This window comes from Mesorhizobium sp. M7A.F.Ca.CA.001.08.2.1 (assembly GCF_003998455.1).
Taxonomy (GTDB): Bacteria; Pseudomonadota; Alphaproteobacteria; order Rhizobiales; family Rhizobiaceae; genus Mesorhizobium; species Mesorhizobium ciceri.
On the sequence record NZ_RZPW01000067.1, the window covers coordinates 1 to 13,937 of the forward strand.

Consider the following 13,937-nt stretch of genomic DNA (forward strand, 5'->3'; position numbering starts at 1 on the left):
GCTTTGATCAGCCGTGACTTCGCCTCGGCCTCCGGTGCCCCCGGGGGCGACCACGTCGCGCCCGATGAGGCCGACGTGTCGATCGGCTGCGCCTGCGGTTCAGCCCAAGCCCAGCCGATGAAGGCTGCTGCGCCGGCTGCATCCATCGCTTCCGAAATGCCGAACAACGGCACCATGCCGCGCGCCATCAGTTCGGCGGTGTATTCCTCCGGCAGGTTCTCCGGCAGCGAGGAGACGATCGCACCATGCGCCTTGTTGGTCTTGAGCGCCGATTCGAAAGCGCGCAACGTCGCCCACCAGTCGGTGACCGAGCAGCGGTCGGGTCGCGGAAAATCGAGCACCAGCATGTTGAGGTCGAAACCGCCCGACACCATGGCGGTGAAGGTGGCGGTCATCGCCGGCTCGTTGTTCCAGATGAAGGTGTGATAGTCCAAGGGATTGGCGACCGCGACCAGCGGCCCGAGCGTCGATTTGACATGGGCGCGATGGCTGTCGGTCAGCACAGGGAAATTGACCCAGCGGCCTTCGGCGCTGTCGGCCATGACGGAGGCCTCGCCGCCGGAGCAGCTCATCGACGACAGCCTATAGCCGGGCAAAGGTCCGGTGATGTGCAGCAGCTTCAGCGCCTCGATGAAGGCGGGGATTGAATCGACACGCGCAATGCCGAGCCGCCGCAGGAACGCACCCGAGGCCGCGTCCGAGCCGGCGAGCGACGCGGTATGCGAGACAGTCGCTTGCCTGGCCTGTTCGGAACGGCCGACCTTCATGGCGATGATCGGCTTCTTCAGCTCGCGGGCTCGTGCCGCCAGCCGTTCGAAGCCGGCTACCGAATCGAAGGCCTCGATGTGCAGGCCGAGCGACGTGACGCGCTCATCCTCGATCAGGCCGAGCGCCATTTCGGACAGGCCGGTCTGCGCCTGGTTGCCGGCGGTCATCAGGAAGGCGATCGGCAGGCCGCGCTTCTGCATGGTCATGTTGATGGCGATGTTGGAGGACTGGGTGATGATGGCGACGCCCTTGCCGCCCTCGGCCAGTCTTATGCCGCCATGCTGGTCGGGCCACAGCAGCGCGCCGTCGGCATAATTGATCAGGCCGTAGCAATTCGGCCCGATGATCGGCATCTGGCCGGCCGCCGCGACCAGCTCGGCCTGCAGCCGCTCGCCATCATCGTCATAGGCCTCGGTTTCGAGGAAGCCGGCGGCAAAGCAGACGGCGCCGCCGGCGCCGCGTTCGGCCAGCGCCTTGATCACCTCGATGGTCAAATGCCGGTTGACGCCGACAAAGGCAGCATCCGGCGCGCCGGGCAGGTCAGCCACCGAACGATAGGCCTTGCGACCGGCAACCTCGTCCTTGGTCGGATGCACCGGCCAGATCTCGCCGGCAAAACCCATCTTGATCGATTGCGCGACGACGGCTGCGGCCTGCGCACCGCCGAAGACGGCGATCGATTTAGGCCGCAGGAGACGCTCCAGTTTATGCATATGTTATGCCCCGAACGGGCGCAGCAGCGCCCTTGAAATGATGTGGCGCTGGATCTCGGATGTGCCTTCCCAGATGCGCTCGACGCGCGCGTCGCGCCAGATGCGCTCCAGCGGCAGATCGTCCATCAGCCCCATGCCGCCATGGATCTGGATCGCTTCATCGGCGACGTATGCGAGCATTTCGGTGGCCTTCAGCTTGGCCATGGCCATGTCCTGGTCGGTGACGGTGCCCTGATCGTACTTCCAGCCGGCTTCAAACACCATCAGGTCGGCGGCCTTCAGTTCGGTCGCCATGTCGGCGAGTTTGAACGACACGCCCTGGAACTTGCCGATCTGCTGGCCGAACTGCTGGCGCTGCGCGGCGTATTCGACGGCATGGCCAAGCGCACGCTCGGCGCGGCCGAGGCAGGTGGCGCCGACCTGCAGCCGGGTGGCGCCGAGCCAGGAATTGGCGACATCGAACCCCTTGTGGACTTCGCCCAACACTTGGGCTCCGGGTAGCCGGCAATCGTCGAATTCGAGGATGGCGTTGGTGTAGCCGCGATGCGAGACGTTGCGGTAGCCGTCGCGCACCGTAAAGCCCTTGGTGCCCTTGTCGACGAAGAAGGCGGTGATCTTCTTGCGTTTTCCGCGCGGCGAATCCTCTTCGCCGGAAGCCATGAACACGATGGCGAAGTCGGCGAGGTCGGCGTGGGAGATAAAATGCTTGGTGCCGTTCAGCACCCAGTCGTCGCCATCCTGCACGGCGGTCGCCTTCATGCCACGCAAATCGGAGCCGGCGCCCGGCTCGGTCATCGCCAGGCAGTCCCATTTCTCGCCACGGATGCAGGGGAACAGATATTTCTCGCGCTGTTCGGGCGTGCCGGCCAGGAGGATGTTGGAGGGGCGCGCCACGCAGGTCCAGTGCAGCGCATAATTGGCGCGGCCGAGTTCCTTCTCGTATAGCAGCCAGGTCACCGTATCGAGGCCGGCACCGCCGACATCGGCCGGCATGTTGGCGGCATAGAGCCCGGCCTCGATCGCCTTGACCTTGATCTCCTCGATCAGGTCGCGGCGCAGCACGCCGGTGCGCTCGACCTCGCGCTCATGCGGGTAAAGCTCGTTCTCGACGAAGGCGCGCGTCGTCTCGACGATGAGCTTCTGTTCCTCCGACAGCCCGAAATCCATGCTCTCAGCCTTTCTTCTTGCCGGTCTTTTTCTTCGGCTTTTCGGCTTTCTTGACCGGTTTCAAGGCTTTGGCCTTCTCGGCCGCCTTGGAGGCCATGGGCTTCTTCGCCGCCAGCTTGGCCAGCTGTCTGGTATAGTCCTTATGCAGCGCGCCGGCGCCCCAGCCCTTGCCTTTGTTTTGTTTCGACAGCGCATCCATGATGGCGACCAGATTGTCGTCGCGGATCTTTTCCAGTTCGCGGATCGACAGCCCATGCGCCTGTTCGTCCGACTGCGTGGCGATCAGGTCGACCAGTTCGTCGTTGAACTCAGGCACGTCCATCAGCTTGGTCCATGGCCATTTCAGGCACGGCCCGAACTGCGCCATGAAGTGGCGCATGCCGGCCTCGCCGCCGGCGACGCGATAGACCTGGAACATGCCCATCTGCGCCCAGCGCAGGCCGAAGCCGTAGCGCATGATGTCGTCGAGTTCCTCGACCGTGCAGATGCCGTCCTTGATCAGCCACAGCGCCTCGCGCCATGCCGCTTCGAGCAGGCGGTCACCGACGAAGGCCTCGATCTCCTTGCGGATGACGACAGGCTTCATGCCGATCGAGGCATACATCTCCTTGGCGACCTCGATCGCCTCGGGAAAGGTCTGCTCGCCACCGACGATCTCCACCAGCGGCAGGAGATAGACCGGGTTGAACGGATGGCCGACGACCAGCCGCTCCGGATGCTTCTTCATCGCCACCTGCATGTCGGTCGGCTTGATGCCGGAAGTCGAGGAGCCGACAATCGCGTTGGCCGGCGCGTGAGCGTCGATCTCGGCCAGCACGCGGTGTTTCAGGTCGAGCCGCTCCGGCACGCTCTCCTGGATGAAATCGGCATCGGCGACCGCTTCGGCGATGGTCTTGGCGAAGGTCAGCTTGCCCTCTTTCGGCAGGCCGCCGGGCACCATCTGCTTATAGGCGCGGCGCGCGCCCTTCATCACTTCGCCGACCTTGCGCGACGCCTCGGGATCGGGATCGAAGATCGACACGTCGATGCCGTTGAGCAGCAGGCGCGCCACCCAGCCGGCGCCGATGACGCCGCCGCCGATGGCGGCTGCCTTGTTGATGATGCTCATGCTGAAGCTCCGGTTCTTGTCGCGGCGGTTGCGGGATCGATGAGGGGTACGCGCTCGCCGGCTCGGATCACCGAGGGATCGTAGGCCTTGCGGGCAAAGACTTCGAGCACGAAGGGCCGGAAGAATTCCATCGACAGCGTGTCATAGTCGGGGTCGAAGCTGGACTGGTCCCAGCGTTCGCAAAACTGGTCGCAATCGTCGAAATAAGCATGGCCGGCAAAGCGGTCGCGGGCGTGGCGGTTGCCGCCGAGATGATGGGCATAATAGAGCCGCTGGAAGTCGCCATGCTTTTCCACCACCCAAGTGCACTGCTCGCGCACGAAAGGTTTCAGGATCGAAGCGGCATATTCGTCGTGATTGTAAGGCGCATAGATGTCGCCGATGTCGTGCAGCAGCGCGCAAGCGATCCAGTCGGTGTCTGCGCCGTCGCGCCAGGCACGTGTCGCTGCCTGCAGCGAATGGCCGAGCCGGGTGATCTTGTAGCCGGAAAGACCCGCGTCGAGCTGCACCAGCGCGTCGAGCAGCCGCTCGCCGGTCCTGGCCGCATAGTCGATTTCATGCGCGGTCAGGAACTCGTAGTCGTCCCGGTCGCCATCCTTCATCGCGGTGAATTTTACGGTAGTCATGCCGACCCTCCCGACGAATAATTATGCCGCGATCGGCGCCCGCTTGGTGAGGTTGAGCTTCTGCCGTACCTCTTCCGGTCCAAGGATTCTGGCGCCGAGATTGGTGACGATGCTGGCGGCGCGCTCGACCAGCTGTGCATTGGTGGCCAGCACGCCCTTGTCGAGCCACAGATTGTCCTCCAGCCCGACGCGGACATTGCCGCCGGCCAGCACCGCCGCCGCGGCATAGGCCATCTGGTTGCGGCCGATGGCGAAGGCCGACCAGTTCCAGGTCGACGGCACATTGTTGACCATGGCCATGAAGGTGTTGAGATCATCAGGCGCACCCCACGGCACGCCCATGCAAAGCTGCACCAGCGCATCCGGGTTGAGCACCTTTTCCTCGACCAACTGCTTGGCGAACCACAGATGGCCGGTGTCGAAAGCCTCGATCTCCGGCTTGACGCCGAGCGCCGTCATCATGCCGCCCATGGCGCGCAGCATGCCGGGCGTGTTGGTCATGACATAGTCGGCCTCGGCGAAATTCATGGTGCCGCAGTCGAGCGTGCAGATTTCCGGCAGGCATTGGCGCACATGTTCCATGCGGTTGGTGGCACCGCCCATGTCGGTGCCTTTTTCGTTGAGCGGCAGCGGCGCTTCCGGCGATCCGAACACCATGTCGCCGCCCATGCCGGCGGTCAGGTTCAGGATGACGTCGACTTCTGCCGCGCGGATGCGCTCGGTCACTTCGCGGTAGAGATGCACGTCGCGCCTCGGCCTGCCGGTCTCGGGATCGCGCACATGGCAATGCACGATGGCGGCGCCCGCCTTGGCCGCATCGATGGCGGAATCCGCGATCTGCTTGGGCGAGCGCGGCACATGCGGGCTGCGGTCCTGCGATCCGCCGGACCCGGTCACGGCACAGGTAATGAAGACCTCACGGTTCATCGCAAGCGGCATGGAACTCTCCTCCGAAAGAAATAGACCTCAACAATGCCCGACTTGCCGGAAACTGTTTTGCGTTTTACGAAGCTTCCATGACGAAAAGCGAAAAACCAACGATCTTTCGCGCCGAGCGCTCCCCGCTTAGGGTGACGCTGCTGGTATTTTCCGGTTCGTCGATCATGTGCGTCGCATCCGCCGTCGATCCACTGCGCGCGGCCAACCGCATCTCCGGCGAGACCCTGTTCGATTTCAAGCTGGTCTCGGTGACCGGCGAGGCTCCAGTCACCACTTGCGGCCTGCCGGTGGCGGTCGGCGGCCGCTTCGATGCGGGCGAGTCGACCGACGTTCTTGTCGTCGTCGCCGGCTTCGGCACCCAGAACTATGCGACATCGGCTCTGTTGTCCGGCCTGCGCCGGGCCGCACGGACAGCACGCGCTTGCGGCGGCGTCGAAGCCGGCACCTGGCTGGTGGCGCGCGCCGGCCTGCTGGAAGGACGCAGCGCCACCACCCATTGGGAAGACATGGAGGATTTTTCCTCGGCCTTTCCCGGCGTCGACGTGCGTCCGGACCGTTATGTCATCGACGGGCCGGTGTTCACCTCGGGCGGCGCGTCGCCGACCTTCGACCTGATGCTGCATCTCATCCGCACGAGGCTCGGCATGGCCGTCGCGCTCGATGTCGCCAGCGTCTTCATCTACGACCAGGCGCGCGCCGCCACCGACGCACAGCCGCTGGTCTCGCTCGGCCGGCTCGATGGCTACGATCCGCGGCTGGCGCAAGCGATCCGGCTGATGGAAGCGCATGTCGACCAGCCGCTGACCATTGAAGCGGTGGCCAAGCGCGCCGGCGTGACGGCACGGACGCTGGAGAGCATCTTTCGCAAATCGATCGGCGAGACACCGGGCGCCTATTACCTCAGGCTGCGCCTGGGCGCCGCGCGCCGGCTGGTGGTCGATACAAGGATCGCCATGGCCGATATTGCCGGGCGGACCGGATTCTCATCCGCCGCGGCGTTTTCAAGAGCGTTTTCAAGGGCTTTCGGCGAAGCGCCGGTCAGGCTGCGCCGGGGCTGACTATGATAGAATCAGGCAGCGTTCTGACGGTCGCTGCCGCCGTCGATCTGCGAGCGCATTTGCTTGGCAAGATGGGTCTCGAAACGGCTGGCCACAGCGCGATCCCATTCGTTCGAGCGGCGCGTGCCGTCCTTCGGATGCGGCATTGCCATCAGCCGGTCGATGATCGATCCAGCCTCGCCAGGTGAGAGCAGGGCGTCGATTTCACGTTCGTTCTGCATATCGGTTCGCCTCCTTCTTCCTCTCCCGCCACGAGCCACTCTTATACGAGATTCGTGACGGCAGTTTGAAGGCAAGAGCGAGGTCATTGAAGGGCGTCGAAGGGCAAAACCATGTCGCTGGACCGGGCCATGCGCAAAGCTGTTCCTGCGCCCAGGCAGGTCAGGTCAAGGAGAAATCTATTGTTGGATTGCGCAATTCCCAAGGCAAAGCGCTGCACGCTTTTCCCGGGGAAACCGTTATCCACTTTTCCTGGAATTGCTCAAAGCCGCTTTTCGAACAGCACCGTGGTGAAGCCACTGTCCCATTCGTCATCGGGATAGCGGCTTTTCTCGATATAGCCGACCGCTTTGTAGAGTGCTTGTGCGGGCAGGTTGAACGTGTCGGTCTCCAGCCGCGCCTGCGCCAATCCGGCCGCACTGACCGCCTGTTCGGCATGGGAAAGCAGCTTGCGGCCGACACCTTGGCCTTGACGGGATGCCATCACGTGCAGGGCCTCGATGAAATCCGCGCGCCAATGGATCAAGCCGGCGACCTCGCCATCGATCTCGGCAACGGCGAATTCAGGCCAGCTCTGGTCGACATAGCGCCCGCCAATATCCGTCTCGACATAGCGTTGCGCGGCTGCTTCGGTGATGTTCGGCAGCCAGGTGCCTTCGAAGGTTTCCTGCAGCACCTGCTTCAGCGCCGGAATATCGCTCGCCTGCGCCGGGCGCACAATGATTCGATCCTCTGCCATTTCCGTCTCCTGCCAATGCATGTCGCCCAAAGTGCACAGCGATTTGGGACGACGACATGCCGCCGCACGGGTCCTCTTTCGGTGACACGTGTAGCGTCCTGGTCTCACGCAGGCTGCCGAAGATCTGTGCGATCCTCGGCAGCTTGTCGCGAAGTGGGCTGACTAGCAGATGGCGATGGCGGCGGCTTTCAGCCAGTGGCGCCGGATGTCGGTCCAAAGATGAAGCGGCGCTCGCCCTACACGTAGCGGTTGACGATGTTTTCCAGCAGTTCCTGGCGGCCGGACCTCGGCTGCGGCTCGATCTTCTTCTTGACGACACGCTCGGCGATATCCTCAAGCGTGCGCTTGCCGGCAAGCATCGCCTTGCCCTCGGCCGTGTTCCAGCCGGCATAGCGTTCGGCCAGCGGCGCCGACAGTGCCTTGTCCTCGACCATGCGCGCCGCAGCTTTCAGGCCGCGAGCGCAAGAGTCCATGCCGCCGATATGGCCGATCAGCAGGTCCTGCGGATCGAGCGACTGGCGGCGCAGCTTGGCGTCGAAATTGGTGCCGCCGGTCTTGAAGCCGCCAGCCTGCAGGACTTGGTAGTAGGCCAGTGCCATTTCCGGCACGTTGTTGGGGAACTGGTCGGTGTCCCAGCCCGACTGGTAGTCGTTGCGATTCATATCGATCGAACCGAAAATGCCGAGCGCATTGGCCAGAGCCAGTTCGTGCTCGAAGGAATGGCCGGCCAGGATGGCGTGGCCCTGCTCGATATTGACCTTGACCTCCTTCTCCAGCCCGAAGCGCTTGAGGAAGCCGTAGACCGTGGCGACATCGTAATCGTACTGATGCTTGGTCGGCTCCTGCGGCTTCGGCTCGATCAGGATCGTGCCCTTGAAGCCGATCTTGTGCTTGTAGTCGACGACCATGCTGAGGAACCGGCCGGCCTGTTCCTGTTCGCGCGCAAGGTCGGTGTTGAGCAGGGTCTCATAGCCTTCGCGCCCGCCCCACAGCACGTAGTTTTCGCCCTTCAGCCGCTTGGTGACGTCGATACAGCTTTTTACCGTCGCCGCCGCGTAGGCAAAGACATCCGGATCGGGATTGGTGGCCGCGCCCGACATGAAGCGGCGGTTCGAGAACAGATTGGCGGTGCCCCAAAGCAGCTTGACGCCGGTCTGCTTCATCTTGCCCGCGAAGTAGTCGGCGATCTCATCGAGGCGCGCCGCACTCTCGGAAAAATCCTTGCCTTCCGGCCGTACATCGGCGTCGTGGAAGCAGAAGTAGGGCGCGCCGAGCAACGAGAACATCTCGAAGGCGACGTCTGCTTTCAGTTTTGCCAGCTCCATCGTGTCGGTGCCGCCGGCCTTGGGAAACCACGGCCGGTCGAAAGTCTGGCCGCCGAACGGATCGCCACCCGGCCAGGCAAAGGAGTGCCAGTAGGCAACGGCGAAGCGCAGATGATCTTCCAGCCGCTTGCCGGCGACGACCTCATCGGGATTGTAGAACCTATAGGCCAGCGGATTGGTCGAATCCGGCCCTTCATATTTGATCTTCTGGATGTCGCCGAAAAATCCACTGCTCATGATTTCTGTCCTCTCACAAAGTTCTGACGCCATTACCTCAGGCGTAATTGGTTTCACGCCGGCGCTGGTTGAAAAGGGTCATGTCAAAGCCACCAAACGAAGGAGACAGACCATGACCGACCTCACCAAGATCGCTAAAAACTACATCACCGCCTGGAACGAAAGCGATGCCGGCCGCCGGGCCGAATTGCTCAAGGCGACCTTCACGGAAGACGTCAGCTACCGCGATCCGCTCATGCAGGGTGATGGCCATGAAGGCGTCGCGGCTCTGATCGACGGCGTGCAGCAGCGCTTTGCCGGTTTCCGGTTCTCGCTGAAGGGTACGCCGGACGGTTTTGCCGACAAGATCCGCTTCTCGTGGAATCTCGGACCTGAGGGGACGCCTTCGGTGATCGAAGGTACCGACATCGGAATCATCGAGAACGGCCGCCTCAAGAGCGTCACCGGTTTTCTCGACAAGGTGCCGGCGCAGTGAGCCGGACAGCCGCGGCGTGGGCGAAAGACCGCTCACGCCGTGGCGACCCTGATTGCCGGGTACAGCGCCCGGTAGCGCTGATAGGCATCGGCATAGGCGCCGCCGAGCGCCGCATCCGGTTCGATAGTTGCGTCCGTCCTCGGGGCCGTACAGATTTCGAGCGGATCGGCACCCGTCGCCGCGATCAGGCCGAGCCGCGCGGCACCAAAGGCGGCGCCGAAGTCGCCGTCGGCAGGAATGTCGACAGGCAGTTGAAGCGCGGTGGCAATCGCCTTCAACCAGTAGCGTGAGCGCGAACCGCCGCCGATCGCCGTCACCCGCGTCAAGGCTGTGCCGGCCGTGGCCAGCGCTTCGAGGCTGTCGCGGAAGGCAAAGGCTACACCCTCCAGCACGGCCTGGGTCAGCACGGCACGGCTCGATTGATGCGCCAGCCCGGTGAACGCGCCGCGAATGGCGGAATCATTGTAGGGCGTGCGCTCACCCGAGAGGTATGGCAGGAAGGACACGCCGCTCGGCGCCTTCAATGTGTCGCCGAGCTCAGTGGTCAACTCGCCGGCGCTCTTCCCGGTGATTTCCGACAGCCAGTTGAGCGAATCGGTTGCCGACAGGATGACCCCCATCTGGTGCCACGTGTTCGGAAGCGCGTGGCAGAAGGTGTGAACCGCGCTAGCCGGGTTGGGCAGGTAGGAAGCGTTGGCGGCAAACAGCACACCCGACGTGCCGAGCGAAACCACAGCGTGGCCGGCGCCAACCGTGCCCATGCCGCAGGCCGAGGCCGCGTTGTCGCCGGCGCCACCGGCGATCGGAATGCCGGCCTGAACGCCCCACTTCGATGCCAATTCGCTGCGCAACGCGCCTGCCTTCTGCGTACCCTCGACCAGCGACGGCATCTGCTTTTCATCGAGCGATGTCGCCGCGAGCAAATCCGCACTCCAGCGCCGCTTGCCGACATCGAGCCAGGACGTGCCGGCAGAATCCGACATTTCCGAAATGTGCTCGCCCGAAAGCCAGAGCCGCAGGAAATCCTTGGGCAGCAGCACTTTTGCGACCTTGGCGAAGACAGCGGGCTCGTTGTTCTTCACCCAGGCCAGTTTCGGCGCGGTGAACCCGGGAAAGACGATGTTGCCGGTCAGGGCGCGGAAACGCGGATCGGCATCGAGGACGGCGGCCTCGGCATGGCTGCGCGTGTCGTTCCACAGGATGCAGGGGCGCAGCACCTTGTCGGCGGCGTCAAGCAGCGTGGCGCCATGCATCTGGCCGGACAGGCCAATGCCCTTGACTGCCGCGAGTTCATGCGGATGGGAGGATTTGAGCTCGGCGATTGCGTCTTCGCAGGCCCGGATCCAGTGCTCGGGATTCTGTTCCGACCAGCCGGGGTGCGGCCGTGAAACATCAAGCGAACCATGGCCGGAACCGAGGACGGTTTGCCCGGCATCGATCAGCAGCGCCTTGACGCCCGACGTCCCGAGATCGAGGCCCAGATACATGTCTTCCTCCCACGCCAGTTAATTTTTTCGGGTCTCGAAAAAATCTGGCTTGGCCAGTTTCTAAAACAAGATCCGCTTCGGGTCAATTCTCCGACAAATCGGCGGCGCGTCGCACAAACAGCGCTGACAGCGGACTTTCGGGCCGCGCCATCGAACGCTCCGCCGTGAGCGCCTTGGCCAGCGCACCCTCACCGGCGCGCAAGGCCGCCTCGATCAGCGTCAGGTCGATGACGTCGCGCTGGGCGTGGCTGCCACCGAAACGATGTGCGATCGCCCGGATCGGCCGGATCAGGCGCGCGGTCTCGGCGTAGCTGCCCTCACCGAATGCCTTGATGGCGAGCGTCAGCGGATGGCCGACATCCCGCGTGAAAGCCGCATTGTCGTCGCTGCCACGCATGGCCTCGCGCTGAGCCTCGAGCAAGGCGAGGGCCGGCGCATCTAACCCGGCACCCACGAAGGCCATCATCGCGTGGGCGTCGTTGAAGGCATAAAGACCCGCTCCCGCCTTGCCCCAGTTGGCGGCGAGTGCCGCCCAGCGGTCGCCGACATCGACGCCGCCGAGGTGGAGCCGCCACAGGATTGCCGAGGCATCGACCATGTTGAGCGCCATCGTCGATTGCACGCTGTAGATAGGGCCGTCATAGAGGGCCAGCACCGCGTCGGTCTCGCCGAGATCATAATGGAACAGCGCCAGGTGCCACCAATTGTGGACCTGCAGGAAGCTCTCCCGTGTCCACGCTTCCGGATTGGCGCGCATCCAGGCAATGCCATCCCTTTGCCGGCTTTGCATCTCCATGACATGGGCGACGGCGTGCTGCGCCCAGCCGTCGCGCGGCTCGATGTCGACTGCCTCGCGGCCAAGCTGCTCGGCCCTGACATAGTCACCCATTTCCTCCAGCCCGAAAGCCTGCATGCCGAGCATGGCGTGGTAGCCGGGCATGCCGCTTTGCCACGAAGGCAGGGCACGAGCGATGCGGTCGCGCAGCATGCGGGCATTGCCGGTGAAGAAATCGATCTGGTGGCCGACCTGCAGCGCCAGCCCGTCGCGCGGGGTCTCGATGGTGATGTCCTCGAGAACGCGGCTGGCCTCATGCCAGCGCCCGCTGGCGAGATGGCCAAGGGCCGAGACATGCGCCCGCTCGCGCGTGGTCGCGGCAAGCGGCAGTGCGGCCTCATGGCAAGCCTTGGCCACGGCCGTCGCCTCCCGCTCGGTGGCGAGGCCGAACAGATATCCCTTGAAGACATGGGCCATGACGAAGCCGGGATCTTCCGCGATGGCGCGGTCGACGGAAGCTACGGGATCGCCGATGAAGCACTGCAGTTCACGCACTGCCTGGCTGTAAGGCGTGAATCCCGCCTCCGTCGCGCCCGAAAGTGCCAGGCCGAATGCGTCCCTGATTGCCATGCGATGTCCTTTATCGACCCGTGACAGGCCCTTGATCCTTCGGCCCAAACCGATCCTAAAGCATAGGCCACGGACACGCCAACCGTGCGCTACGCCAGACCTTTCAGTAGTCTTTGCAGTTTAGCAACCATGCGGGGCAGATTAGGCTTTGTAAAATTGAATGAATTGTGTCTTCATTGCGGCGGCTGGCGGGGGCTGGAAATCGCGAATCGAGAGGGGACGCGATGCGGCATGTGAAGAACTCGCTTCCGAACAGTCGTTCGGCGGATGCGCAGGTGACAATTGCTTCGCAACGGCGAAAGCCGCATCCGTTACATCCGTGGCTTATTAGCATCCTCTCAACTACAGCTTTTGCGTTGCTGCCCAACTCCGCCGCGTTTGCCGCATGCGTGCTGGCTCCATCCGCCGGAAACACCGTCTACACCTGTGACAGCGGCGACTCAGGCGGCAGCCTCACCGATCTCGACGGCGACAACACGCTGAATTTTCCCGCCGGCGGCACCGGGCAGATATCAGGCAATGTGACCTTTGGCGTCGGCACGGACCGCATCGACATGCAGTCCGGCACCATAACCGGCGCCGTCGATCAGGGTGGCGGCACGGATTTCTTCACCATTGGCGCGGGCACCGTCGCCGGCAATGTCCAGCAGGGCGCCGGCATCGACGACTTCAACATGAGCGGCGGCCAGATCGGCTCGCTCAACCAGGGCGACGGCCTCGACACCTTCACCATGACCGGCGGACGCATCGTCGATTTCTTCGACGATGGCGACCACGCCGTGATGACCGGTGGCCGCATCGGCCGGGTCAACATGAAGCTAGATCAGAACTATTTCAACATGTCAGGCGGCACCATCGACCGCAACCTCGTCACCGGCTTCGACAAGGATACGATCATCCTGTCGGGCGGCACCATCGGCGGCAACATCAGCGTCAGCGGCGGCAATGACAGCGTCACGGTCACCGGCGGCACGGTCGGTGGCGATATACTGATGAGCTTTGGCGCCGACAATTTCGTCTGGAACGGTGGCGGCATCATCTATGGTTCCGTCGATCTCGGCGGCGATAACGACACCGCCAGGCTCAGCAACCTCACCAACGCCAATCTCGGTGCCACGGATGCCATATCAGGTGGTGCCGGCACCGATGCGCTGACCCTGGACAACGTCAAACTGGATGGCATCAGCCGGCTCCAGAACTGGGAAAGCATCGACGCCACCAATGACACCCAGCTGATGATGGACAGCAATCTGGTGCTCGGCGACAGCGGCACCGGCACCGGTTCGCTCAGTGTCGATGCCGCAAGCACGCTCTATGGCGGCGGCTTCAATGCGGCGATCCAGGCGTTTACGGCAGGCCAGCTGGCGCAGGTCACCAATGCCGGCCGCATCGACCTGACCAATGGCAGCACCGGCGCCACCGACAGCCTGACGATTTCGGGCAATTATGTCGGCCTGGGTGGCCTGCTGCTTATCCAGACCGAGCTCGGTGACGATTCCTCCGCATCCGACAAGTTGGTCCTGTCGAGCGGAACGGCTTCCGGTTCGACCGGCATCTCCGTGTTCAATCTCGGCGGCGCGGGGGCTGCGACCACGCAGGACGGCATCATGGTCATCCAGGCAATCAACGGCGCCACCTCGGGCGCCACGACATTCGCGCTCGACGCCCCGG

12 protein-coding genes and 1 pseudogene are annotated in these 13,937 nt (G+C 63.6%); 3 read left to right on the forward strand and 10 right to left on the reverse strand.

Features of this window, described 5'->3' with window-relative positions:
* The 5 genes from EN914_RS06600 to EN914_RS06620 form a co-directional block, all read right to left on the reverse strand.
* On the reverse strand, positions 1 to 1,481 hold a 1,481-nt coding region (locus EN914_RS06600; protein WP_206527184.1), incomplete at its 3' end, for an acetate--CoA ligase family protein.
* 3 nt (positions 1,482 to 1,484) lie between these two features.
* Positions 1,485 to 2,648 (reverse strand): acyl-CoA dehydrogenase family protein, encoded by a 1,164-nt coding sequence (locus tag EN914_RS06605; protein WP_013528296.1) that lies wholly within the window; start codon positions 2,646 to 2,648, stop codon positions 1,485 to 1,487.
* A gap of 4 nt (positions 2,649 to 2,652) precedes the next feature.
* Positions 2,653 to 3,756 (reverse strand): carnitine 3-dehydrogenase, encoded by a 1,104-nt coding sequence (locus EN914_RS06610; protein ID WP_024501970.1) that lies wholly within the window; start codon positions 3,754 to 3,756, stop codon positions 2,653 to 2,655.
* Positions 3,753 to 4,382 (reverse strand): HD domain-containing protein, encoded by a 630-nt coding sequence (locus tag EN914_RS06615; protein ID WP_013528294.1) that lies wholly within the window; start codon positions 4,380 to 4,382, stop codon positions 3,753 to 3,755. Before EN914_RS06615 ends, EN914_RS06610 begins: the two co-directional genes overlap by 4 nt.
* 21 nt (positions 4,383 to 4,403) lie before the next feature.
* Positions 4,404 to 5,321, reverse strand: a complete 918-nt coding sequence (locus tag EN914_RS06620; protein WP_013528293.1) for a 3-keto-5-aminohexanoate cleavage protein — start codon at positions 5,319 to 5,321, stop codon at positions 4,404 to 4,406.
* A gap of 77 nt (positions 5,322 to 5,398) precedes the next feature.
* Between EN914_RS06620 and EN914_RS06625 the strand changes: the two genes are divergently transcribed.
* Positions 5,399 to 6,379 carry a GlxA family transcriptional regulator gene (locus EN914_RS06625; protein WP_024501969.1) on the forward strand — a complete coding sequence of 327 codons (981 nt, stop codon included), beginning with the start codon at positions 5,399 to 5,401 and terminating at the stop codon, positions 6,377 to 6,379.
* 11 nt (positions 6,380 to 6,390) lie between these two features.
* On the opposite strand, the gene EN914_RS06630 is transcribed toward EN914_RS06625, so the two are convergent.
* The 3 genes from EN914_RS06630 to xylA form a co-directional block, all read right to left on the reverse strand.
* Entirely contained in the window at positions 6,391 to 6,600 is a 210-nt protein-coding gene (locus EN914_RS06630; protein ID WP_013528291.1) for a hypothetical protein, read from the reverse strand.
* A gap of 260 nt (positions 6,601 to 6,860) precedes the next feature.
* Positions 6,861 to 7,337, reverse strand: a complete 477-nt coding sequence (locus EN914_RS06635; protein WP_013528290.1) for a GNAT family N-acetyltransferase — start codon at positions 7,335 to 7,337, stop codon at positions 6,861 to 6,863.
* A 236-nt stretch (positions 7,338 to 7,573) separates the two neighbouring features.
* Complete coding sequence (gene xylA / locus EN914_RS06640) at positions 7,574 to 8,899, reverse strand: xylose isomerase (RefSeq protein WP_024501968.1); 1,326 nt, start codon at positions 8,897 to 8,899, stop codon at positions 7,574 to 7,576.
* A gap of 112 nt (positions 8,900 to 9,011) precedes the next feature.
* Here xylA and EN914_RS06645 point away from each other — a divergent pair, with 112 nt between their 5' ends.
* Complete coding sequence (locus EN914_RS06645) at positions 9,012 to 9,374, forward strand: nuclear transport factor 2 family protein (protein ID WP_013528288.1); 363 nt, start codon at positions 9,012 to 9,014, stop codon at positions 9,372 to 9,374.
* A 32-nt stretch (positions 9,375 to 9,406) separates the two neighbouring features.
* On the opposite strand, the gene xylB is transcribed toward EN914_RS06645, so the two are convergent.
* Complete coding sequence (gene xylB, locus EN914_RS06650; RefSeq protein WP_127389030.1) at positions 9,407 to 10,861, reverse strand: xylulokinase; 1,455 nt, start codon at positions 10,859 to 10,861, stop codon at positions 9,407 to 9,409.
* An 82-nt stretch (positions 10,862 to 10,943) separates the two neighbouring features.
* Complete coding sequence (locus EN914_RS06655) at positions 10,944 to 12,266, reverse strand: tetratricopeptide repeat protein (RefSeq protein WP_024501966.1); 1,323 nt, start codon at positions 12,264 to 12,266, stop codon at positions 10,944 to 10,946.
* 224 nt (positions 12,267 to 12,490) lie between these two features.
* On the opposite strand from EN914_RS06655, the pseudogene EN914_RS06660 reads away from it, so the two are divergent.
* Positions 12,491 to 13,937: pseudogene (locus EN914_RS06660) on the forward strand (autotransporter outer membrane beta-barrel domain-containing protein); the annotation flags it as partial.